This window comes from Mesorhizobium sp. 2RAF21 (assembly GCF_052115345.1).
Classification (GTDB): domain Bacteria; phylum Pseudomonadota; class Alphaproteobacteria; order Rhizobiales; family Rhizobiaceae; genus Mesorhizobium; species Mesorhizobium terrae.
On record NZ_JBFRGM010000013.1, the window covers coordinates 136,827 to 154,720 of the forward strand.

A 17,894-nucleotide genomic window follows, 5' to 3' on the forward strand; every position below is an offset into this window, starting at 1 on the left:
AGACAAAACCCGCCGGACTGGGTCCAGCGGGTTCGGAACCGGCGACGCGATTGAAGTCGCGCCAAACGTCGGCTCTGCTTAGACGGCCGCGCGAGCGACACGCTCGATGTCAGCGCGGCTGATGCCGAGATCGTCCAGCTCGCGGTTGTTGAGACGGCTCAGTTCGCGAACGGTCTGGTTGTAACGGCGCCAATTCTTGTAGCTGCGGATCAGATTCATCTGTCCCTCCTAATTTTCACAATCTCTTCGTATGGCGTTCAAATAGGCATTCCTGCCCATTTGTTGAACAGACGCTTTTGCATGGCAGCAATGCTTTGCTGCATTGCAACATCACCAAAAGGTAAACGGCCGGCCCGTTTCCGGGCCGGCCGTTTACCAACGCGACGATTGTCCGTTCAGGCGGCTCCTGGCTCGACGGCGATCGCCGCTCCGCTATTCTTCACCGGGCATGTACGCGCCACCTGCCGGACGGTGAGGAAACAGACCAGCGGAGCCAGGGCGAACAGACCGAACAGCCACCGTGAAGCGCTCGCCGTGCCGGTCACGCCGCCCGGGTCGATCAGGCCGCCAAGATTGGCCACCATGCCGGCCAGTGCCGCGCCAAATGCCGTGGCAAACAGTGTCACGGTGGAGATGGAGGCCGACGTGATGTCCTGTTCGTCGGCTGGCGCGGCCTTGAAGATGCGCGTCAGGATATGCGGCCATGCGATGCCGACACCAAGGCCGATGGCGGCGAAGGCGACACAGATCGGTGCCAGAAGCAGCCAATCCTGGCCACTGCCGAGCGGGAAGAGCACGGCAAGCGCCGCCATTCCCACGAAGCTGAGCAGCGGAGCGGCAAAGATGGCGCGATCGATGCCCTTGCCCTGGGCGCCGGAACTCGAGATCGATCCCAATGTCCAGCCGGCCGACATTACGGCGGCGAGGTAGCCGGCAATGAGCGGCGTCTGCTGGTAAAGCACTTGCAGGAACAGCGGGACGAAGATTTCGGACCCGGTCACGGTGACACCGAGCAGCGCCATCGTCGCAAACAGAGCTCCCAGCGCCGTTGACGGCCGGAACGCACCGCGCGGCAACAGCCTGTTGCGGGCGCGGCTCTCGACGCCGATCAGCAGCGCGACGAGCACGATGGCCGCGCCGAGACCAAGCAGGTTATGGATCGGATCGGGCGAAACGCTGCCGGCCGACACCGCAAGCACGGCACCGATCAGCAAGACAAGCTGCAGGACAGGCACCGTCGTGCGCTCGTTCCTGTCGGGACTACGCCCCGGCAGAATGGCAACCGCCATCACGGCGAACAGAACGGCTACTGGCGCAAGCGACCAGAACGCCGCCCGCCACACGCCATATTCGGCGAAGATGCCGCCGATGGCCGGTCCGATCAGTGTCGCCACGCCCCACATGCCCGACACCAGCCCCATGGCACGCGGCCACAACGTTTCGGGGAAGACGATGCGGATCATGGCGTAGGACAAGGCAAAAAGGAAACCACCGCCGAAACCCTGCACGGCTCGGCCGGCGAGCAAGGCCGGCATGGACGGTGCAAAGCCGCAGATCAGTGTGCCCAGTGCAAAGATCAGCGCCGCGACGAGATAGGCGCCACGAGGGCCGGCGAGCCCGAGCAGCCTTGCCGAAAGCGCCGAACCGAGAATGGAGGTGGCGACGAAAATCGTCGTGTTCCAAGCGTAATAGTCGATGCCGCCAATGTCCTTGACCACCGAGGGCAGGATGGTGGTGGCGACATAGACATTGATGGCGTGCAGCGCGACGCCGCCGGCCAGAGCCAGCGAACGGATCGCGTTGGTGCCGGAGAGCAAAGCACCCCAGCCTGTTTCCTGTTGAGACATGGGAAGTTCCTCTGGCGAGGCGGGCTTGCGCCAGCCTTCGCCTTTGATTATTTTCAAAGAGAAGACTTGGTTAAATATCGAGCACCTGCTTAATATGTCAAGCGACGACTTGGAAAAATGGCGTAATCTTCCGCGTCCCGTGGCGGACCGGCTGCTGACGCTTTTGAAGACACGCGGCCCACAAACCGCGGCCGATCTTGGCAGGGCGTTGGGAACGACCGGCGAAAACGCCCGCCAGCAACTCGGCAAGCTCGCCGCCGAAGGTCTCGCCGAGCCGCATTCGGAAGTGCGCGGCGTCGGCCGTCCGGTTCAGTTGTGGCAGCTCACCGAGGCCGGCAATGCCCGCTTCCCTGACGCGCATGCCGAACTGACGGTGCAGTTGCTGCGCGCGGTACGGACAACGTTCGGGCTGGCCGGCCTGGACAAGTTGATCGATGCGCGCGAGAGCGAAACGCTGGCAAACTACAAGCGCGAGATGGACGGCATCGCCGACATCAAGGACCGCGTGTCGAAACTCGCCGATATCCGCTCGCGCGAAGGCTATATGGCCGAATGGCGCGAAGAAAACGGCGCTTTCATGCTGATCGAAAACCATTGTCCGATCTGCGTCGCCGCCACCACCTGCCAGAATTTCTGCCGGTCTGAGCTGGCTATTTTCCAGGAAATCCTCGGCCAAGACGTTTTGGTCGAGCGGCGGGATCATATTCTGGCCGGCGCCCGTCGTTGCGCCTACAGCGTCACGCCGAGGCATCCGCAACCTGCTTGAGGCAAGTTGAAAACCATTTTGCCGGACCGGCCTTCGACGGCCGGTCCTTTCGCAGATGTCGAGAAGCCTGAGCGGCCTCAGCCGACGTCGAGCACGATCTTGCCGATGTTGTCGCCTTCTTCCATCCGCTCATGGGCGCGCCAGGCTTCCCTGAGCGGAAAGATCATGTCCATCACCGGCGCCACCCGCCGGGTAGCAAGCAGCGGCCAGACTTGCGTTTCCAGCGCCGCGGCGACGGCGCCCTTGAATTCGACCGTACGGGGCCGCAGCGTCGAGCCCGTATGGACCAACCGCTTGACCATCAGCTTTGAGAAATCAGCCTGGGCAACGGCGCCATGCTGCGTCGCGATCTGCACGATGCGTCCCTCGATCGCCGCCGCGTCATAGTTGCGGCCGACATAGTCGCCACCGACCATGTCGAGGATGACGTCGGCGCCCTTGCCATCCGTCGCCTCCTTCACCGCCTTGACGAAATCCTCCTCGCGGTAGTTGACGGCGCGGTCGGCGCCGAGCTTCAGGCAGGCTTCGCATTTCTCGGTGCTGCCGGCGGTGGCAATCACATAGGCGCCCATCGCCGAGGCAAGCTGGATCGCGGTGGTGCCGATGCCTGACGAGCCGCCATGCACAAGCAGTGTCTCTCCGGTCTTCAGCGCGCCGCGCTCGAAGACATTGTGCCACACGGTGAAATAGGTCTCCGGCACGGCAGCCGCCTCGGTGTAGGTGAACCCGGCCGGCAAAGGCAGCGCGTTGGACGCATGCACCTTGGCATATTCGGCATAACCGCCGCCCGGCGTGAGCGCGCAGACCTGGTCGCCGACGCGCCAGCGCGATGCACCCGCGCCAAGTGCTGCCACTTCGCCGGCCACTTCGAGGCCAGGCAGATCGGAGGCGCCCGGCGGCGGCGGATAGGCACCCTTGCGCTGCAACACATCCGGCCGGTTGACGCCCGCAGCATGGACGCGGATCAGAATTTCGCCCTCGCCTGGCGTCGGCACATCGCGCTTTTCCGGCTTGAGCACCAACGGTCCGCCGGGGGTGGAGATCGCCACCGCCATCATTTTTTCCGGGATTTTCTGTCCGTTCACCATGATCCTTGCCATTTTCCTCCGCGCGCACGGCGGGATGATTTTGCCCCCTGCCCCATGTATGCTTCCCCTATCTATGCGGATTGCCCGACGAGGCAAACAGCAAAAGGGAGGAGCGACGATGGCAATCTTCGACGACGAACCCACCAAAAAGGCACCGGTGCACGCCATCGGGCAGGATCTGGCGTTGCTGTCGGTCGGAGAGTTGACCGAGCGCATCGGGCTTCTGCGGGACGAAATCGTCCGGCTGGAAGCGGAATTGACCAACAAAGGCACCAGCAAATCAGCGGCCGAGGCGCTGTTTCGCCGCTGATCGTCGCAACGGCGGTACAACGCCGCTGAAAAGCCTGAAAACATAGTCCCCACTGCCCGTCGCCCACACTGATTCGAGCAATGGACTGTTTCGATGTTCGCAGCCTACCGTCCGATCCTCTCTTTGCTTCGCGGCACCGCTTTCCTGCTTGCTGCGTCCGGCCTGCACGGCCTGCTCTTGCCGCTGCGCGGTCAGGCTGAGGGGTTTTCGACTGCGGCCCTCGGCCTGATGGGCACCGCCTGGGCGAGCGGTTTCGTCGCCGGCTGTTATTTCGCACCGCGCCTGGTGCGCCGCGCCGGCCATGTCCGAGCCTTTGGCGCCTTCGCCGCCAGCGGTGCCATCATCGCCCTTTTGACCGGATTGTTGATCGACGAATATGTCTGGATCGCGCTGCGTGCCTTCACCGGCTTCACCATGGCAGGCGCCTTCATGGTCATCGAAAGTTGGCTCAATGAAAAGGCCACCAACGAAAACCGTGGCACCGTCTTCGGCCTCTATATGATGGTCACATATGCTTCGATCATGGGAGGCCAGATGATCGTTGCCGGCGGCGACGTCAAATCGGCTTCGCTGTTCATGATCACCGGCATCTTCTTCTGCCTGTCGCTGCTACCGACCGCTGTCTCCAGCGCCGCGCATCCCAAGCCTTTGCAGGATGTGAAGCTTGATTTGAAAGCGCTCTACGCCAACTCGCCGGTTTCGGCGGTGGCCTGCCTGCTCATTGGCATCGCCAATGGCGCCTGGGGCACGCTGGGCGCGGTCTATGGCGCACGCATCGGCATCTCGACCGCGCAGATCGCCCTGATGATGAGCCTGGTTGTGGTGGCGGGTGCCGCCATGCAAATTCCAGCCGGACGCGTTTCCGACCGCACCGACCGCCGCTACGTGCTGGTAGCCGCCGCCGTCGGCGCGGCACTCTGCGCAGTCGTCATGTTCCTGTTCCAGTTCCGGAACAGCACACTGGTCATCGCCTTCACCGCCGCCTATGGCGCTTTTGCCTATACGCTTTATTCAATCGCGGTGGCCCATGCCAACGATCACGCTGCGCCGGAGGAATTCGTCAAGGTTTCGGGCGGCCTGCTCATGCTCTACGGCTTCGGCACGATGATCGGGCCGATGCTTGCCGCAGCCCTGATGGGATGGCTGAGACCCGAGGGCCTATTCCTGGCGACAGCCTTCGCGCATCTCGCTCTGGCCGGTTACACCGCCTTGCGCATCAGCCGCCGCGCCCCGGTTCCGATCGAAGCGCGCGAGGCCTTCAAGACCCAGCCGGCGGACCGTGCCGTCACGCCCGAAGCCGTTCGCCTCGACCCCCGCACAAAAGCCGAAACAACTTAAACGTTCCCTGTTGAGATTTAATGCAACTTGCCTCACAAATGAGGCATGATGCTTTCCGATGCTTTCGTCGCCATTGCTGATCCAAACCGGCGTTATCTTCTGGAGGAATTAAGGCGGGGGCCCAAAACGGTGAACGAATTGGCCTCCGGCTTGCCCGTTTCGAGGCCCGCGGTTTCCCAGCATCTGAAGGTTCTGCTCGAGGCGGGATTGGTCAGCGCCAAGCCAGAAGGCACGCGCCGGGTCTATGCTGTCGCCAACGGCGGTTTCTTCAAACTCAACCTCTGGCTCGACCAGTTCTGGGAAGACTGACCTGGATCGATATTTGCAGGCGCATGCCCCGCCGGCCGGGCCCGCGCCAATCGCAATTGCCTGCGATCATATCCTTCAGAGATTGCCGGCCGCCTTACCAAGCAGGTCCAGCAGGTCGGCTGTCCCTTCCTCCCGGTACTCCGGCTTGTCGAGCCCGTCGAGAAAGCTGGCCTGTTCGGTAAAGACCAGCCGCGTGCCTTCGCCATGCGGTGCGAGTTCGATCGTCGCCAGTGACACCGAGATGCGCTTGCCGTCCATGAACATGTCGTAGGCGTAGACGATGCGCTCTTCCGGCACGATGTCACGATAGACGGCATCGAACGTATAGACCGGCCCGCCGGGCTGGCCGCCGGAAAACACCTCGCGGCCGCCAATGCGAAAATCGAACTCGTATGTGCCGGCATTCCCGCCATCGGCATCCGCGAACCAGCGCCGTTTCGCGGCCTTGTCCGACAGGGCATGGAAAATCTTCGACGGCGTGGCCGGATAGATGCGCTCGATGGTGAACGTGGCATGTTCGATGGAACGATCGCTCATGGCTCTTCTCCCGTTGAAAGATGTTGAAATTCGCTGGCAAGCCGGCCGAACGCGGCGGTGAAGCCGGCTCTGTTGCCGGCAATCATGGCTTCGCTGCCAAAGGCGGTGATCTGGGCGGTAAAGGTCAGCTTCGTGCCGCCACCTGCGGGCTCAAGCACCACGCTGAGCAGCGCGACCGACAGTGGCTTGGCATTCTCGTGGACCGCCTCTGTCGAGACGATCCTCCGGTCCGGCACAATGTCGTGGTAGGAAGTCTCGATCCGGTAGATGAGATTTCCCTGCGGTCCGCAATGGCCGACATCGGTCCCACCGACGCGAAAATCCGCCCGATCGTAGACCAGCGCGGTGTCGTCTGATGGCTTTCCCCAGCGTTGCCGCGCTTCGACATCGGCAAGTGCCGCGAACACATCGGCAGGAGTTGCCGGAAACAGCCGCTCGATCAGGATCGTGTCGTGGAAAACGCGTTCGTTCATCGTCCTTCTCCATATGATCCCACCTTGGAGATCGTTCTTCCGGTTAACCGCCGCGCTGCCGATTTCGTCTGTACGAGCCCGCCCTCGCGACGCGCGGCATCATTCCGCGGCAAAACTTCGCCACGGCCGTCAAACTGATTGCGTTTTGCAATTGGTTGCACCATAATGACACTGATAGCATAATGCAACTGGTTTTTTGGAGGCTGATATGGCTATGGATTTGCGGTCGGGTTGTCCCATCAATCTGTCGTTGGAGGTCTTCGGCGATCGCTGGAGCCTGATCATCCTGCGCGACATCATCTTCGGCGGACGTCGCCATTTCCGCGAACTGCTCAACGGCTCGATCGAGGGCATCGCCTCCAACATATTGGCGGACCGGCTGAAACGGCTCGTCGAACTCGGCATGCTGACAAAGGCTGATGACCCTACGCACAAGCAGAAGGCGATCTACAGCCTGACCGAGATGTCGATCACCCTGATACCGATCCTGGCGCAACTCGGCGCCTGGGGCCGTGTCTGGCTACCGGTCAGCGAGGAACTGTCCATCCGCGCCAAGATCCTGGAGGAAGGCGGCATGGCGCTGTGGCAGGATTTCATGGACGAGTTGCGCTGCGAACATCTCGGCATCGGCACGCCGAAGCCGGTGGACGCCACCGTGCGGGCGCGGCTGCAGGCGGCCTATCAGGCGGTGGTGGACGCGCAGTTGCGCAAGGCTTCTTAGCCACGACACACCGACCGCCACGATGCATGGCGGCGCGAAGCTGTTTCAAGCCGAACGCACCTTGCTCGCCAGGGATGTGGGCCGGAAGATCGGGCATTGGCGCCGGCAGAGCCGAGCCACCGCCCCGAAACGCAGGAGCCCGCGCATGACCAGCTTTCCGCTCGACCAGGCCAATCGCATTATCGAGGGCGCCTTTGCCAAGGCAGCGGCGCTAGGCCTCAAGCCGCTGGGCGTCTCGGTGCTCGATACGGGCGGCCATCTCGTCGCCTTTCAGCGCCAGGACGGCGCTTCCTTCCTGCGCCCGCAGATGTCGTCCGGCAAGGCCTATGCTGCGCTCGCCGTCGGCATGGGCGGGCGCCGTGTCGAAGCCGTCGCCAAGGAGCGGCCGCATCTGACCGCGGGCGTTTCCGACCTGTCCGGCGGCAGGATCTTGCCGGTGGTCGGCGGCGTGCTGATCCGCGACGGCTCGGGCACCGTGATCGGTGCCGTCGGCATTTCCGGCGACACCTCCGACAATGACGAGGCAGCCGCTATCGCGGGCATCGAGGCTGCAGGCCTCGTCGCCGACGCGGGCTGATTTCCTCGCAGTCGCCTAAACGCAAAAAAAACCGGCCAATAGCCGGTCTTTTTTGATTCACTCGTAGGGAAAGCGATCAGCTTTCCTTCGGCTCCAGAACCTGGCGGCCACGATACATGCCGGTCTTCAGGTCAACATGGTGCGGGCGGCGCATTTCGCCGGAATTCTTGTCCTCGACATAGGTCGGGGCCTTGAGCGCGTCGGCTGCACGGCGCATGCCGCGCTTGGACGGGGAAGTCTTTCGTTTCGGCACAGCCATGGATATGCTCCATTCATTCGGTCAATGGCCCGCGTCGCCCTGGTGAAAGGGCCGCTTACGGCCGAGTTCTAGAAGAAAGTTGCGTGCCTATACACGGCTGCCGGCCTTTTGGCCAGTGTCGCGATTACTTTTTTTGAACCGGCTCAATCAAGACAGCCGACATAGGCGCCAGCTCGAGCCGCACGGCGTTCGATAAGCGCGGCCAATCGCCGAAGTCCCGGCCCTGGCTTGCCAGGATCGCGCGTGATCGGATTGGGCAACGCCACCGCCAGCAGCGCCGCCTGCCGCCGCGACAGGTTTTTGGCCGAGACGCCGAAATGATAGCGCGCCGCCGCCTCGATACCATAGATGCCAGGCCCCCATTCGGCGATGTTGAGATAGATTTCCATGATGCGCCGCTTCGACATCAGCGCGTCGAAATAAACAGCCAGCGGCAGCTCGACCACCTTGCGCACGCTGCCCAGCGGCCGCGACCACAGGAACAGGTTCTTCACCGTCTGCATGGTGATGGTGGAAGCGCCGCGCGTGATTTCGCCGGCCATGGCATCATCGACGACACCCTTGAGTTCACCCAGATCGACGCCATGATGGGAACAGAACTGGCCGTCCTCAGACATGATGACGGAATTGGCCAGCACCGGCGCCACGTCGTCGATCGAAACCCAGCGACGGTCGTAGCCGGAGAAAGTTGCAAGGTCTTTCAGCATCAGCGTCGACACGGGGTGCACGAAAGAGGGCATGTAGAGAAAGGTCAGCACGGCCGGAATCAGCGCGAGCACGACCGCGACACGCAACGCACGCCAGAGCAGGCGCCGGTAGTCACCGCGTCTGCTCCTCGGTCGCGACGCCATGTCCAACCCTTCGGTATCGTGATCGGTGATCGGCTCTGCCACCCGCCCAATCCTGTCACTGCTGCTTCGGCATAAAGGCGCTTGGCTTCTTGCGCAATGTCTGAGTGTCGGCTACCGCTCGCCGCCATGGCAGCGCGGAACCTTATCCCTTTCGAGGCGGCGCTTATGGCGCGCGCCGACCAGGTTGAAGCGCGGCTGCGCGCATTGCTCGACGACCGCCCTTTGTCGGGCGAGATTGCGCGGCCACGGCGTCTGTTGGCCGCCATGCGCCACGGTGTGCTGAATGGCGGCAAGCGCCTGCGCCCTTTTCTGGTCCTGGAAAGTGCTGCCCTGCTGGCACCCGACCATGACGAAGCGCCGGCACTGACCGTCGCCGCCGCGCTCGAATGCGTGCATTGCTATTCGCTGATCCATGACGACCTGCCGGCCATGGATGACGACGATCTGCGCCGCGGCCAGCCCACCGTGCACAAGGCCTTCGACGAGGCGACCGCCATTCTCGCCGGCGACGGCCTGTTGACATTGGCCTTCGACACGCTAGCCGACGAGGCGTTAGGCCTGCCAGCCGATCGTCGCGCGTCATTGGTACTGGCGCTCGCCCGCGCCGCCGGCAGCGGCGGCATGGTCGGCGGCCAGATGCTGGATATCGAAGCAGAGACGTCTGCCCCCGACGAGGCCGGCATCATTCGGCTGCAGGCCATGAAGACCGGTGCGTTGATCCGCTTTGCCTGCGAGGCGGGTGCGGTGCTGACCGGAGCTTCCGCAAGCGACCGCGAGAGGCTTGCCGAGTTCGGCTCTGCCATAGGCCTCGCCTTCCAGCTTGCCGACGACCTCCTCGACCTGACCGCCGATGCCGGTACCATGGGCAAGGCAACCGGGAAGGATGCCGCCGCCGGCAAGGCAACGCTGGTCGCCTTGCATGGCGAGGCCTGGGCGCGACGACAGTTGAGCGGGCTCGTGGAACAGGCCCATGCACTGCTCGAGCCCTATGGCGAACAGGCAGCATTGCTGAAAGCGGCCGCGCATTTCGTGGCGATCCGTAGCAACTGAGCCGCCTTCCAGCCCGGAACGAAATGTTAATGGTAATAGAGCGTAATCCCGGCCGTTAAACGGCGCGTATGGGTGGGGTTACGCATGCCTGAGTATTCTTCTTTCATCCGGTCCATCCGGACCCGTTATCTTTCCGGTTTGCTGATACTGGCGCTGGCCGTCACCGGCACCATCATCGTGCTCAATCGCGCCGGTTCCTACCGGTCCGAGATCGACCTTTTGAGCAGCCACATCGTCGCCTTCGCCCGCGATCTGAACAATGCCACCGGTTTCGCCGAAACCGCTGTCAGCACTTGGAACCCGAACACCCGCGATGCACTCGCCGGTTCGGCCAAGGATCACGCGCAGCGCCTCAACACCGGCATGCAAGCGCTCAGCGCCGAACTCACCGCCATCACGCCGAAGCTGACCAAGCAGACGCAGGACGAACTGAATGCCGCCTCCGTCAACGGCTACCTCCTGTGGTCGGCGCGCGACATCCTGCGCAACTTCGATCTGATGATCGGCGCCACCCGGGCCGAGGACTGGAATTACCGCGAGATCCGCAACCAGAACGATCTGTTCGCCCAGCCCATGCTGGCGCGCGCCCGCTCGGCCATGGATGTCGAGCGCCGCATGGCCGAAACGCGCAGCGAAAACCTGCTTTTGTGGACGAGCCTGTTGCTCTGCGCCGCCATGATCGCCGTCGGCGTCTGGATCTTCCGCCCGATGGAAAAGGCTATCCGCCGCGCCTTTGCCGAAACCGCCGAGTCGCTGTTCAAGGCCGAGGCAGCCGACCGCGCCAAGTCGGAATTCCTCGCCAATATGAGCCATGAAATCCGCACGCCGATGAACGGCGTGCTCGGTATGGCCGAATTGCTTGCCAAGACCGAGCTCAATCCGCGTCAGAAGACCTTCACCGACGTCATCGTCAAGTCGGGCAACGCGCTGCTCACCATCATCAACGACATCCTCGATTTCTCGAAGATCAATGCCGGCCAGCTGACGCTCGACCCTGCACCGTTTCCTCTTGCCGAGGCGGTCGAGGACGTCGCCACGCTGGTTTCGGCCCGCGTCGCCGAAAAGAACCTGGAATTGATCGTGCGTGTCGACCCGCGCCTGCCACACCATGTCGTCGGCGATGTCGGCCGCTTCCGGCAGATCATCACCAACCTGCTCGGCAATGCCGTGAAATTCACCGAGAAGGGCCATGTGCTGATCGACGTATCGGGTGACGCCGCCGACGGCATCGCCCAGCTCAAGGTACGCGTCGAGGATACCGGCATCGGCATCCCGGCCGACAAGCTGCAGAACGTGTTCGAGAAATTCGCGCAGGTGGATTCCTCATCGACGCGCCGCCACGAAGGCACCGGCCTTGGCCTTGCCATCGCGGCCAGGCTGGTCGACCTGATGGACGGCCAGATCGGCGTCGAAAGCGAGATCGGACGCGGCTCCGTGTTCTGGTTCTCGGTGCCGTTGCCCGTGCACGAGGGAAGCGGCGACAACGAGATCGTGCCGGTGGACGTCACCGGCGCCCGCGTGCTGGTCATCGACGACAATCCGGTCAATCGCGAGATCCTGCTGGAGCAGCTGCGCAGCTGGAGTTTCGACTGCGCGGCCGCCGAAAGCGGCGCCGTCGGCCTGGCCTTCCTCGATCGCGCCAATCAGCTCGGCGCGTCGGTGGATTGCGTCATTCTCGACTACCAGATGCCCGGCATGAACGGCGCCGATGTCGCCAAGGCGATCTCTGCCGACAGCCGCCTGTCGTCCATCCCGGTCATCCTGCTCACCTCGGTCGACCAGGTCGACTTCGCCAAGTTGATCCTGGATTTCGGCATCGCTGCCCACCTCACCAAACCCTCGCGTTCGGCGGTATTGTTGGGCACGGTCATCGCGGTCATCCAGAAGGCCCGCAGCCAGGCCGGCAAGGCGCATTTCGTGCGCGAAGCCACGCCCGCCGTGCTGGCTCCAACGCAGCCGGCCTTCACCGTCATTCGCGGCACACCGCCTTCGTTGCCCAAGCCCGAGACGATTGCGAATCCTGCCCGCCCCGTCGACATCCTGATCGCCGAGGACAACGAGGTGAACCAGCTCGTCTTCGGCCAGATTCTGAACGGGCTGGGCCTGAGCTATCGCATCGCCGCCAATGGCCGCACGGCCGTCGAGATGTACAAGACGCTGAACCCGAGGCTGATCCTCATGGATGTCTCGATGCCCGAGATGAACGGCTACGAGGCAACCCGCGCCATCCGCGCGACCGAGGCCGTCAACTGCACCCGCACACCGATCATCGGCGTGACAGCGCATGCGCTGAAGGGCGACCGCGACAAATGCATCGAGGCGGGCATGGACGATTATCTCGCCAAACCGATCTCGCCCGACAGGCTCGGCGCCAAGATCGGCACATGGCTGAGCGAAACGGTGGCCAAGACCGCCTGATCGTCAAATCGACCGCTACGCTGAGGTAGTGTCTCAGCGCAGTCGGCCGAACGGGATGATCTCGCGCGCTGTCGGCGTACAGGCGCCACCCTGCCAGTCGCCAAACCAGGTTTCGACCGCAAGCCCGGCCGTCTCGATGGCCGAGGCGACCTCTTCCTGGGACGGAAATGCGATCTTCGATTTCGCCGTCAGCAGCTGGCCTGTCGCGGCGATCTCGTAATAGGTCCAGTAGGTCGCGACATCGACCGCATCCATGCGCACGTCATTCCAACTCTTCACCGTGCCGAAGCGCGGATGCTGCACCGTCTCCTGCGACCGCTCTGGCGTCCATTCACGCCATTCCTCGATCTTCGGATTGCGCGTGTCGAACAGAAAATGCCCGCCGGGCGCAAGGTGCGCGGCGATCGTCCGCAGGACTGCCAACCGATCTTCCTGGGTCAGAAAGACCTGGAATGCGTGCCCAGTCAGAACGATGAGATCGAAGGTGCGCCCGAGGCGAACGGTGCGCGCATCGGCCTCGACCCAATGCACCTTGTCGCCGCCGGGGCGACGGCGCGCGACATCCAGCATTGCGGCGGCCGGATCGACACCCACAACAGCGCGCCCGTCGGCAAGCGCCACCGCCAGTTGCCCGGTGCCGCAGCCGAGATCGAGCACCGACCGTGCCTCGCCGGCCAGCGCCATGCAACGCCTCAGTTCGGCATCGCCGGTGTTCATGAGGTCATAAAAATCGACAAGGGCCGGGTCGTGATAGAGAAGATCGACAGTCATTCGCAGCTCACAATCCGAATTTGTCCTTGATGCGCCGCGCGCACTCGAATGGTGACAGGACGTTGCTATCGACCACCAAATCGTAGTCGATACCACGGTGGACCCGATCGAACTGCCATCGCGCCAATCCGATGAGGCGGTCACCACGCGCCGCCTCGCGCTGCTCAAGCACGTGGAGCGGCGCAGAAACGCCAACCACATGCAGGTCGAAGGCCGACAACAGCTCCTGATAGTCGAGTATCTCGCTGTCGCATAGCACGTCGTCGACGATGAGGTTGTTTCCTTGGCCCGCCATTGCCGCAATCGCATGCCGCATGCCACGCAGAAGCCGGGCGCCGACAGGGCCGACCTTCACCGCCACGGAAGATTGATCGTCGGTCTCGCCCTCCTCGTAAGAAATGCCATCCGGGTGCGTCTGCAACGGCTCCGGCATCATGTCGAGGAAGGTGTCCATCTGGACATGCAGGAACGGTGCCTCGGTGAGTGTCTGCAGCGCCTTGGCGATCGAACTCTTGCCTGCACTGCCGGCACCATTGAGCAGAATGATCCGCGCGATCATCTCCGATACCTCATCCCCGCTGGCCCGTTACGGATCAGTCTGAAAGACTCACCTGTTCCTCAGCACGATGCACGAACCGCCGACGCTGTGCAGCTTGTCGCAGATCGTGTTGGCGGCATGGCGATCGTCGGCGCCGATACGCACCGCATATACGCCCCGGCGCCCCATCGGCGTGCGCACCCGACTCACGACCGGCTCGACATTGGCGAGCAGAACGGGAAAGCGCGCCTGCACCCGCTGCCACTGGCGCACAGCCGCCTGTCGACGGAAATTGCCGGCCACCTGCACGCCCCACGGCTTCACATGGATTGCCGCCATCGGCACCGTCGCTGCCTTGCTTACCGGCAACCGGCGGCAGGCGACGGCGAAATCGCGCTTGGCATCAAGCGGAAGCACAACGCCGGCATAGGCCTTGTCGGAAAACTTGTCGACCGGCTCTCCCATTACATCGAGCACATACTCTTCCGTCTCGATCGGCAGGAATCCGCCGGACCCCAGCCAGCGCGACACCCGGTTCTCGCCGGCATTATAGGCAGCCGCGGCAAGCCCCAGATTGCCGAAACCGGACTTCAGCTCCGCCAGATATTTCGCGGAAGCCGGAATCGCCTGCTCGATGTCGAAGGAGTTGGCGAGCCCGCGCATCTTGGCCGTGCCCGGCGTGAACTGAGCTATCCCTTCGGCGCCGACCGGGCTCACCGCATTCGGATCGAAGCGGCTTTCCTTCCAGATCAGCCGCGCGAAGAAGTCCTTGGGCAGTCCCTGCTCACCGGCATGCGCCTCGATCAGGTCGCAGACCCGCCCGATCAGGCGCTTCTGCGCCGAATGCGTGTATGGCGGATCGGCTCTTGCCACCGGGGCGACCAGCAGCGCTAGGGAGACGGAAAATGCTGCCCCGGCAAGGCGCCACATCGGCGCTATTCGGCCGCCGCCTGGCCGTGCCCGCCGAAACGTTGTTCGATGTAGTCGGCGACCATCTTCTCGAAGTCGGCGGCGATGTTCGGTCCACGCAAGGTTGCCGCCTTGCGCCCGTCGATGAAAACCGGTGCCGACGGCGTTTCGCCCGTGCCCGGCAGCGAGATGCCGATATCGGCATGTTTGGATTCGCCCGGTCCATTGACGATGCAGCCCATCACCGCGACCTTCAACTCTTCGACGCCGGGATATTTCTCGCGCCAGACCGGCATGTTCTTTCGCAGATCCTCTTGGATCGACTGGGCCAGTTCCTGGAAGACGGTCGAGGTGGTGCGCCCGCAACCCGGGCAAGCCGCCACGATCGGCACGAACTGGCGGAAACCCATGGTCTGCAGCAATTCCTGCGCCACCTGCACCTCGCGGGTGCGATCGCCGCCAGGCTCAGGCGTCAGCGAAATGCGGATCGTGTCGCCGATGCCCTGCTGCAAGAGAATGCCCATGGCGGCCGACGACGCGACGATGCCCTTGGAGCCCATACCCGCTTCGGTGAGCCCCAGATGCAGCGCGTGGTCGGAGCGGGTCGCCAGCATGGTGTAGACAGCGACAAGATCCTGCACGCCGCTGACCTTGGCCGACAGGATGATCTTGTCGCGGCCGAGCCCGATCTCTTCGGCGAGTTCAGCCGACAGGATCGCCGACTGCACGATGGCCTCGCGCATCACCTGGTTGGCCGTCAGCGGCGAGCCCTTTTTCTGGTTCTCGTCCATCAGCCGCGTCAGCAGTTCCTGGTCGAGCGAACCCCAGTTGACGCCGATGCGCACTGGCTTCTCATGGCGGATCGCCATCTCGACGATCTCGGCGAACTGCTTGTCCTTCTTGTCCTTGAAACCGACATTGCCGGGATTGATGCGGTATTTCGCCAGCGCCTCGGCGCAGGCCGGATGATCGGTCAGCAGCTTGTGGCCGATATAGTGGAAGTCGCCAACCAGCGGCACATGAACGCCAAGCCGCTCCAGCCGTTCGCGGATCTTCGGCACGGCGGCGGCGCTTTCGTCGCGATCGACGGTGATGCGCACGATTTCCGAACCGGCGCGGTGCAACGCGGCCACTTGCGCCACCGTCTGGTCGATATCGGCCGTATCGGTGTTGGTCATCGACTGCACGACGACCGGGGCGCTGCCGCCGACGATCACGCCGCCGACATCGACACCCACCGACTGCCGGCGCGGAAATGGGGAGGAAAAATACCCGGTCATGCCGGTCGCCTCATCTGAAATGGGTCCGGGCATGAGGTGGAGGAGCCGGGCGGCCTTGTCAATGGCAAGCACCAGCCCCAGCCGGTCAAATCGCCGAACAGCGACAATTTCGCCGCCCATCCGGCGACAAAGCAGACGGCCACGGTTGCAGGGCTGGCAACGGCGAAACGGCGAATACGGGAAAGTTTAGGCTTGAATCCCACCGTCCGATCGACTTGGAGCCGCCGGATGCCTGATGTTACACCGCTCTGGCCGGCGGCGAATGCCGCCGGGGGAGCAGGTCAGCGCCGCAGCGCCGCGATAGGAAACCGCTTCAGTGTGTTGTCGGTTGGGCCTTCAGTTTTTCGATTTCGTCCTTAATGGCCAGCTTGCGTCGCTTGAGGCAAACGATCTCAAGATCATCCACCGATGGATGCAGCAGCGCATCGTCGATTTCGCGTTCGATATCGCTGTGTTTCCGGTGAAGCTCTTCAAGATGGGACGCCAGAGACATGAATGGATCTCCCTTTCATATTCTTGCCAGCGACCGTCGCAACAGCGTCCACCGCGGGCGCCTGCGTGACGGCCAAATGACAGTGTGCCACCATTGTTTCGCCTTGTCGAATACCATGTGGTAGCATTCCACCGAGCGCTGAAATGTGATAATGCGAGCCCGCCGTCGACGGAATGTCGGTGGACCCCGCCCATCAGGCGCGCATGGGCGCCGGAGCCAGCAGAACGGTGGACATGTCGGAACAGGAACAGGCCGAGATTCGTCTCGAGTTTGCACGCTTGAAGCAGGAACACGCCGATTTCGACGCGGCGATCAACGCGATGATCGCCACAGGCTGCGATCCGCTGCAGGTCCAGCGCATGAAGAAGAAGAAACTGGCGCTGAAGGACCGGCTGAGCGCATTGGAAGACCGCATCATCCCCGACATCATCGCCTGAGCGGGCGTTTTTTTCGGAATCCGGTCTGCGCGACGACAGACCCCGCCAGTCAACACTCGATCCGCCATTGTGAGAACAAGATGCGTGTTGCTTTTGTGGAATGGCCGGAGGCACTTGAGGCAAATAGCGCGGAATGGGATGGCATCGCCGACCGGCTCATCGCTGCACGGCCGGATATCCTGATCACCAACGAACTTCCATTCGGACACTGGATTGCCGAGCAACCGGCTTTTGATGCCGAGCATTCCCAACAAAGCATCGACGCACACGAAAAGGGGCTCGAAGCCCTCGCCGGGTTGGGTATCCCGGCCATACTTTCGTCAAGACCTGTACGAGCGGAAGGCTTGCTCGTCAACGAAGCCGTGGCGATCGAGAACAGCGTTGTCCGGCCAGTTCATCGAAAGCACTATTTTCCCGAAGAGCCCGGCTGGTACGAGGCCAGCTGGTATGTTCCCGGCAGCGACGGCTTTACAGCCAGCGCGGTTGGTGGCCTGACCGTTGGTGTGATGTTGTGCACCGACGCGATGTTCAACGAACATGCGCGCAGCTACGGACGTCAGGGCGCCTCCCTCATCGCCATCCCGCGCGCGGCGGGCACGGCGACGGAAAACTGGCTCACCGCAGGTAAGATGGCTGCGATCGTGTCGGGAGGCTATGTGGTGAGCTCCAACCGGGTGGGCCGTTCTCGGAACGGCACTGTCTTTGGCGGCACCGGTTTTGCTTTCGCCCCGGATGGCGCCCTTCTGGCCGTAACTAACCCGTCAGACCCGCTTCAGGTCATCGAAATCGATCCGGAACGCGCCTCCAGGCAGCGCAGCGAATATCCCTGCTACGTTCGCGGTTAGTTTTCCGCCGCGGATAAGGCACGAAGCGCGCCGAAGAACGACCGCGATCCTTGCTCCGCAAGGCAAATTCGGCTACC

22 protein-coding genes are annotated in these 17,894 nt (G+C 63.0%); 10 read left to right on the top strand and 12 right to left on the bottom strand.

Features of this window, described 5'->3' with window-relative positions; all coding sequences use genetic code 11:
* Nucleotides 1–78: 78 nt before the first annotated feature.
* Both AB4136_RS21900 and AB4136_RS21905 read right to left on the bottom strand, forming a co-directional pair.
* Nucleotides 79–219 (bottom strand): DUF1127 domain-containing protein, encoded by a 141-nt coding sequence (locus AB4136_RS21900; RefSeq protein WP_065998133.1) that lies wholly within the window; start codon nt 217–219, stop codon nt 79–81.
* A 176-nt stretch (nt 220–395) separates the two neighbouring features.
* Entirely contained in the window at nt 396–1,847 is a 1,452-nt protein-coding gene (locus AB4136_RS21905) for an MFS transporter (RefSeq protein ID WP_024922760.1), read from the bottom strand.
* 94 nt (nt 1,848–1,941) lie between these two features.
* On the opposite strand from AB4136_RS21905, the gene AB4136_RS21910 reads away from it, so the two are divergent.
* Nucleotides 1,942–2,613, top strand: a complete 672-nt coding sequence (locus tag AB4136_RS21910) for a helix-turn-helix transcriptional regulator (protein ID WP_024922761.1) — start codon at nt 1,942–1,944, stop codon at nt 2,611–2,613.
* A 77-nt stretch (nt 2,614–2,690) separates the two neighbouring features.
* On the opposite strand, the gene AB4136_RS21915 is transcribed toward AB4136_RS21910, so the two are convergent.
* Entirely contained in the window at nt 2,691–3,701 is a 1,011-nt protein-coding gene (locus AB4136_RS21915; protein ID WP_024922762.1) for an NAD(P)H-quinone oxidoreductase, read from the bottom strand.
* Between the two features lie 118 nt (nt 3,702–3,819).
* Between AB4136_RS21915 and AB4136_RS21920 the strand changes: the two genes are divergently transcribed.
* From AB4136_RS21920 to AB4136_RS21930, 3 genes are all read left to right on the top strand, one after another.
* Nucleotides 3,820–4,011: a DUF1192 domain-containing protein gene (locus AB4136_RS21920; protein ID WP_024922763.1), complete on the top strand. Its 192-nt coding sequence runs from the start codon at nt 3,820–3,822 to the stop codon at nt 4,009–4,011.
* A gap of 93 nt (nt 4,012–4,104) precedes the next feature.
* On the top strand, nt 4,105–5,349 hold the full coding sequence (locus tag AB4136_RS21925) for an MFS transporter (RefSeq protein WP_024922764.1): 1,245 nt from the start codon (nt 4,105–4,107) through the stop codon (nt 5,347–5,349).
* A gap of 45 nt (nt 5,350–5,394) precedes the next feature.
* Entirely contained in the window at nt 5,395–5,658 is a 264-nt protein-coding gene (locus AB4136_RS21930; RefSeq protein ID WP_024922765.1) for an ArsR/SmtB family transcription factor, read from the top strand.
* Nucleotides 5,659–5,733: 75 nt separating this feature from the next.
* Here AB4136_RS21930 and AB4136_RS21935 read toward each other — a convergent pair whose 3' ends face one another.
* Together AB4136_RS21935 and AB4136_RS21940 are read right to left on the bottom strand one after the other, a co-directional pair.
* Nucleotides 5,734–6,195: an SRPBCC family protein gene (locus tag AB4136_RS21935; RefSeq protein WP_024922766.1), complete on the bottom strand. Its 462-nt coding sequence runs from the start codon at nt 6,193–6,195 to the stop codon at nt 5,734–5,736.
* Nucleotides 6,192–6,668: an SRPBCC domain-containing protein gene (locus AB4136_RS21940; RefSeq protein ID WP_024922767.1), complete on the bottom strand. Its 477-nt coding sequence runs from the start codon at nt 6,666–6,668 to the stop codon at nt 6,192–6,194. Before AB4136_RS21940 ends, AB4136_RS21935 begins: the two co-directional genes overlap by 4 nt.
* A 208-nt stretch (nt 6,669–6,876) precedes the next feature.
* On the opposite strand from AB4136_RS21940, the gene AB4136_RS21945 reads away from it, so the two are divergent.
* Complete coding sequence (locus AB4136_RS21945) at nt 6,877–7,389, top strand: winged helix-turn-helix transcriptional regulator (RefSeq protein WP_024922768.1); 513 nt, start codon at nt 6,877–6,879, stop codon at nt 7,387–7,389.
* 145 nt (nt 7,390–7,534) lie between these two features.
* Complete coding sequence (locus tag AB4136_RS21950) at nt 7,535–7,966, top strand: GlcG/HbpS family heme-binding protein (RefSeq protein ID WP_024922769.1); 432 nt, start codon at nt 7,535–7,537, stop codon at nt 7,964–7,966.
* 76 nt (nt 7,967–8,042) lie between these two features.
* Here AB4136_RS21950 and rpmF read toward each other — a convergent pair whose 3' ends face one another.
* Both rpmF and mtgA read right to left on the bottom strand, forming a co-directional pair.
* Nucleotides 8,043–8,225, bottom strand: a complete 183-nt coding sequence (gene rpmF, locus AB4136_RS21955) for a 50S ribosomal protein L32 (protein WP_024922770.1) — start codon at nt 8,223–8,225, stop codon at nt 8,043–8,045.
* Between the two features lie 143 nt (nt 8,226–8,368).
* Nucleotides 8,369–9,127: a monofunctional biosynthetic peptidoglycan transglycosylase gene (mtgA, locus tag AB4136_RS21960; protein ID WP_024922771.1), complete on the bottom strand. Its 759-nt coding sequence runs from the start codon at nt 9,125–9,127 to the stop codon at nt 8,369–8,371.
* Nucleotides 9,128–9,202: 75 nt separating this feature from the next.
* Here mtgA and AB4136_RS21965 point away from each other — a divergent pair, with 75 nt between their 5' ends.
* Nucleotides 9,203–10,126, top strand: a complete 924-nt coding sequence (locus AB4136_RS21965) for a polyprenyl synthetase family protein (RefSeq protein ID WP_024922772.1) — start codon at nt 9,203–9,205, stop codon at nt 10,124–10,126.
* Nucleotides 10,127–10,210: 84 nt separating this feature from the next.
* Nucleotides 10,211–12,544, top strand: coding sequence for a response regulator (locus AB4136_RS21970; RefSeq protein ID WP_024922773.1), 2,334 nt, complete (start codon nt 10,211–10,213; stop codon nt 12,542–12,544).
* Between the two features lie 33 nt (nt 12,545–12,577).
* Here the strand turns inward: AB4136_RS21970 and AB4136_RS21975 are convergent, their stop codons facing one another.
* The 5 genes from AB4136_RS21975 to AB4136_RS21995 all read right to left on the bottom strand — a co-directional run bounded on the left by AB4136_RS21975 (nt 12,578) and on the right by AB4136_RS21995 (nt 16,535).
* Nucleotides 12,578–13,315, bottom strand: a complete 738-nt coding sequence (locus AB4136_RS21975; protein ID WP_024922774.1) for a class I SAM-dependent methyltransferase — start codon at nt 13,313–13,315, stop codon at nt 12,578–12,580.
* A 7-nt stretch (nt 13,316–13,322) separates the two neighbouring features.
* Nucleotides 13,323–13,874 carry a chloramphenicol phosphotransferase CPT family protein gene (locus tag AB4136_RS21980; protein WP_024922775.1) on the bottom strand — a complete coding sequence of 184 codons (552 nt, stop codon included), beginning with the start codon at nt 13,872–13,874 and terminating at the stop codon, nt 13,323–13,325.
* A gap of 48 nt (nt 13,875–13,922) precedes the next feature.
* Nucleotides 13,923–14,783, bottom strand: a complete 861-nt coding sequence (locus tag AB4136_RS21985; RefSeq protein ID WP_024922776.1) for a lytic transglycosylase domain-containing protein — start codon at nt 14,781–14,783, stop codon at nt 13,923–13,925.
* Nucleotides 14,784–14,788: 5 nt separating this feature from the next.
* Nucleotides 14,789–16,042, bottom strand: coding sequence for a flavodoxin-dependent (E)-4-hydroxy-3-methylbut-2-enyl-diphosphate synthase (ispG, locus tag AB4136_RS21990; RefSeq protein ID WP_024922777.1), 1,254 nt, complete (start codon nt 16,040–16,042; stop codon nt 14,789–14,791).
* 313 nt (nt 16,043–16,355) lie between these two features.
* Nucleotides 16,356–16,535: a YdcH family protein gene (locus tag AB4136_RS21995; RefSeq protein ID WP_024922778.1), complete on the bottom strand. Its 180-nt coding sequence runs from the start codon at nt 16,533–16,535 to the stop codon at nt 16,356–16,358.
* A gap of 233 nt (nt 16,536–16,768) precedes the next feature.
* Here AB4136_RS21995 and AB4136_RS22000 point away from each other — a divergent pair, with 233 nt between their 5' ends.
* Together AB4136_RS22000 and AB4136_RS22005 are read left to right on the top strand one after the other, a co-directional pair.
* Nucleotides 16,769–16,972: a YdcH family protein gene (locus AB4136_RS22000; protein WP_024922779.1), complete on the top strand. Its 204-nt coding sequence runs from the start codon at nt 16,769–16,771 to the stop codon at nt 16,970–16,972.
* 80 nt (nt 16,973–17,052) lie between these two features.
* On the top strand, nt 17,053–17,817 hold the full coding sequence (locus AB4136_RS22005; protein ID WP_024922780.1) for a carbon-nitrogen hydrolase family protein: 765 nt from the start codon (nt 17,053–17,055) through the stop codon (nt 17,815–17,817).
* The last annotated feature ends 77 nt before the right edge of the window (nt 17,818–17,894 follow it).

Excerpts from the sequence above, each read along its gene's own strand:
- AB4136_RS21915 (WP_024922762.1), bottom strand. The coding sequence starts at position 3,701 with ATGGTGAACGGACAGAAAATCCCGGAAAAAATGATGGCGGTGGCGATC.
- ispG (WP_024922777.1), bottom strand. The coding sequence starts at position 16,042 with ATGACCGGGTATTTTTCCTCCCCATTTCCGCGCCGGCAGTCGGTGGGT.
- AB4136_RS21980 (WP_024922775.1), bottom strand. The coding sequence starts at position 13,874 with ATGATCGCGCGGATCATTCTGCTCAATGGTGCCGGCAGTGCAGGCAAG.
- AB4136_RS21975 (WP_024922774.1), bottom strand. The coding sequence starts at position 13,315 with ATGACTGTCGATCTTCTCTATCACGACCCGGCCCTTGTCGATTTTTAT.
- AB4136_RS21935 (WP_024922766.1), bottom strand. The coding sequence starts at position 6,195 with ATGAGCGATCGTTCCATCGAACATGCCACGTTCACCATCGAGCGCATC.
- AB4136_RS21900 (WP_065998133.1), bottom strand. The coding sequence starts at position 219 with ATGAATCTGATCCGCAGCTACAAGAATTGGCGCCGTTACAACCAGACC.
- AB4136_RS21930 (WP_024922765.1), top strand. The coding sequence starts at position 5,395 with ATGATGCTTTCCGATGCTTTCGTCGCCATTGCTGATCCAAACCGGCGT.
- AB4136_RS21950 (WP_024922769.1), top strand. The coding sequence starts at position 7,535 with ATGACCAGCTTTCCGCTCGACCAGGCCAATCGCATTATCGAGGGCGCC.
- AB4136_RS21910 (WP_024922761.1), top strand. The coding sequence starts at position 1,942 with ATGTCAAGCGACGACTTGGAAAAATGGCGTAATCTTCCGCGTCCCGTG.
- rpmF (WP_024922770.1), bottom strand. The coding sequence starts at position 8,225 with ATGGCTGTGCCGAAACGAAAGACTTCCCCGTCCAAGCGCGGCATGCGC.
- AB4136_RS21970 (WP_024922773.1), top strand. The coding sequence starts at position 10,211 with ATGCCTGAGTATTCTTCTTTCATCCGGTCCATCCGGACCCGTTATCTT.
- AB4136_RS21925 (WP_024922764.1), top strand. The coding sequence starts at position 4,105 with ATGTTCGCAGCCTACCGTCCGATCCTCTCTTTGCTTCGCGGCACCGCT.
- AB4136_RS21920 (WP_024922763.1), top strand. The coding sequence starts at position 3,820 with ATGGCAATCTTCGACGACGAACCCACCAAAAAGGCACCGGTGCACGCC.
- AB4136_RS21965 (WP_024922772.1), top strand. The coding sequence starts at position 9,203 with ATGGCAGCGCGGAACCTTATCCCTTTCGAGGCGGCGCTTATGGCGCGC.
- AB4136_RS21940 (WP_024922767.1), bottom strand. The coding sequence starts at position 6,668 with ATGAACGAACGCGTTTTCCACGACACGATCCTGATCGAGCGGCTGTTT.
- AB4136_RS22005 (WP_024922780.1), top strand. The coding sequence starts at position 17,053 with ATGCGTGTTGCTTTTGTGGAATGGCCGGAGGCACTTGAGGCAAATAGC.
- AB4136_RS21995 (WP_024922778.1), bottom strand. The coding sequence starts at position 16,535 with ATGTCTCTGGCGTCCCATCTTGAAGAGCTTCACCGGAAACACAGCGAT.
- AB4136_RS21945 (WP_024922768.1), top strand. The coding sequence starts at position 6,877 with ATGGCTATGGATTTGCGGTCGGGTTGTCCCATCAATCTGTCGTTGGAG.
- AB4136_RS22000 (WP_024922779.1), top strand. The coding sequence starts at position 16,769 with ATGTCGGAACAGGAACAGGCCGAGATTCGTCTCGAGTTTGCACGCTTG.
- AB4136_RS21905 (WP_024922760.1), bottom strand. The coding sequence starts at position 1,847 with ATGTCTCAACAGGAAACAGGCTGGGGTGCTTTGCTCTCCGGCACCAAC.
- AB4136_RS21985 (WP_024922776.1), bottom strand. The coding sequence starts at position 14,783 with ATGTGGCGCCTTGCCGGGGCAGCATTTTCCGTCTCCCTAGCGCTGCTG.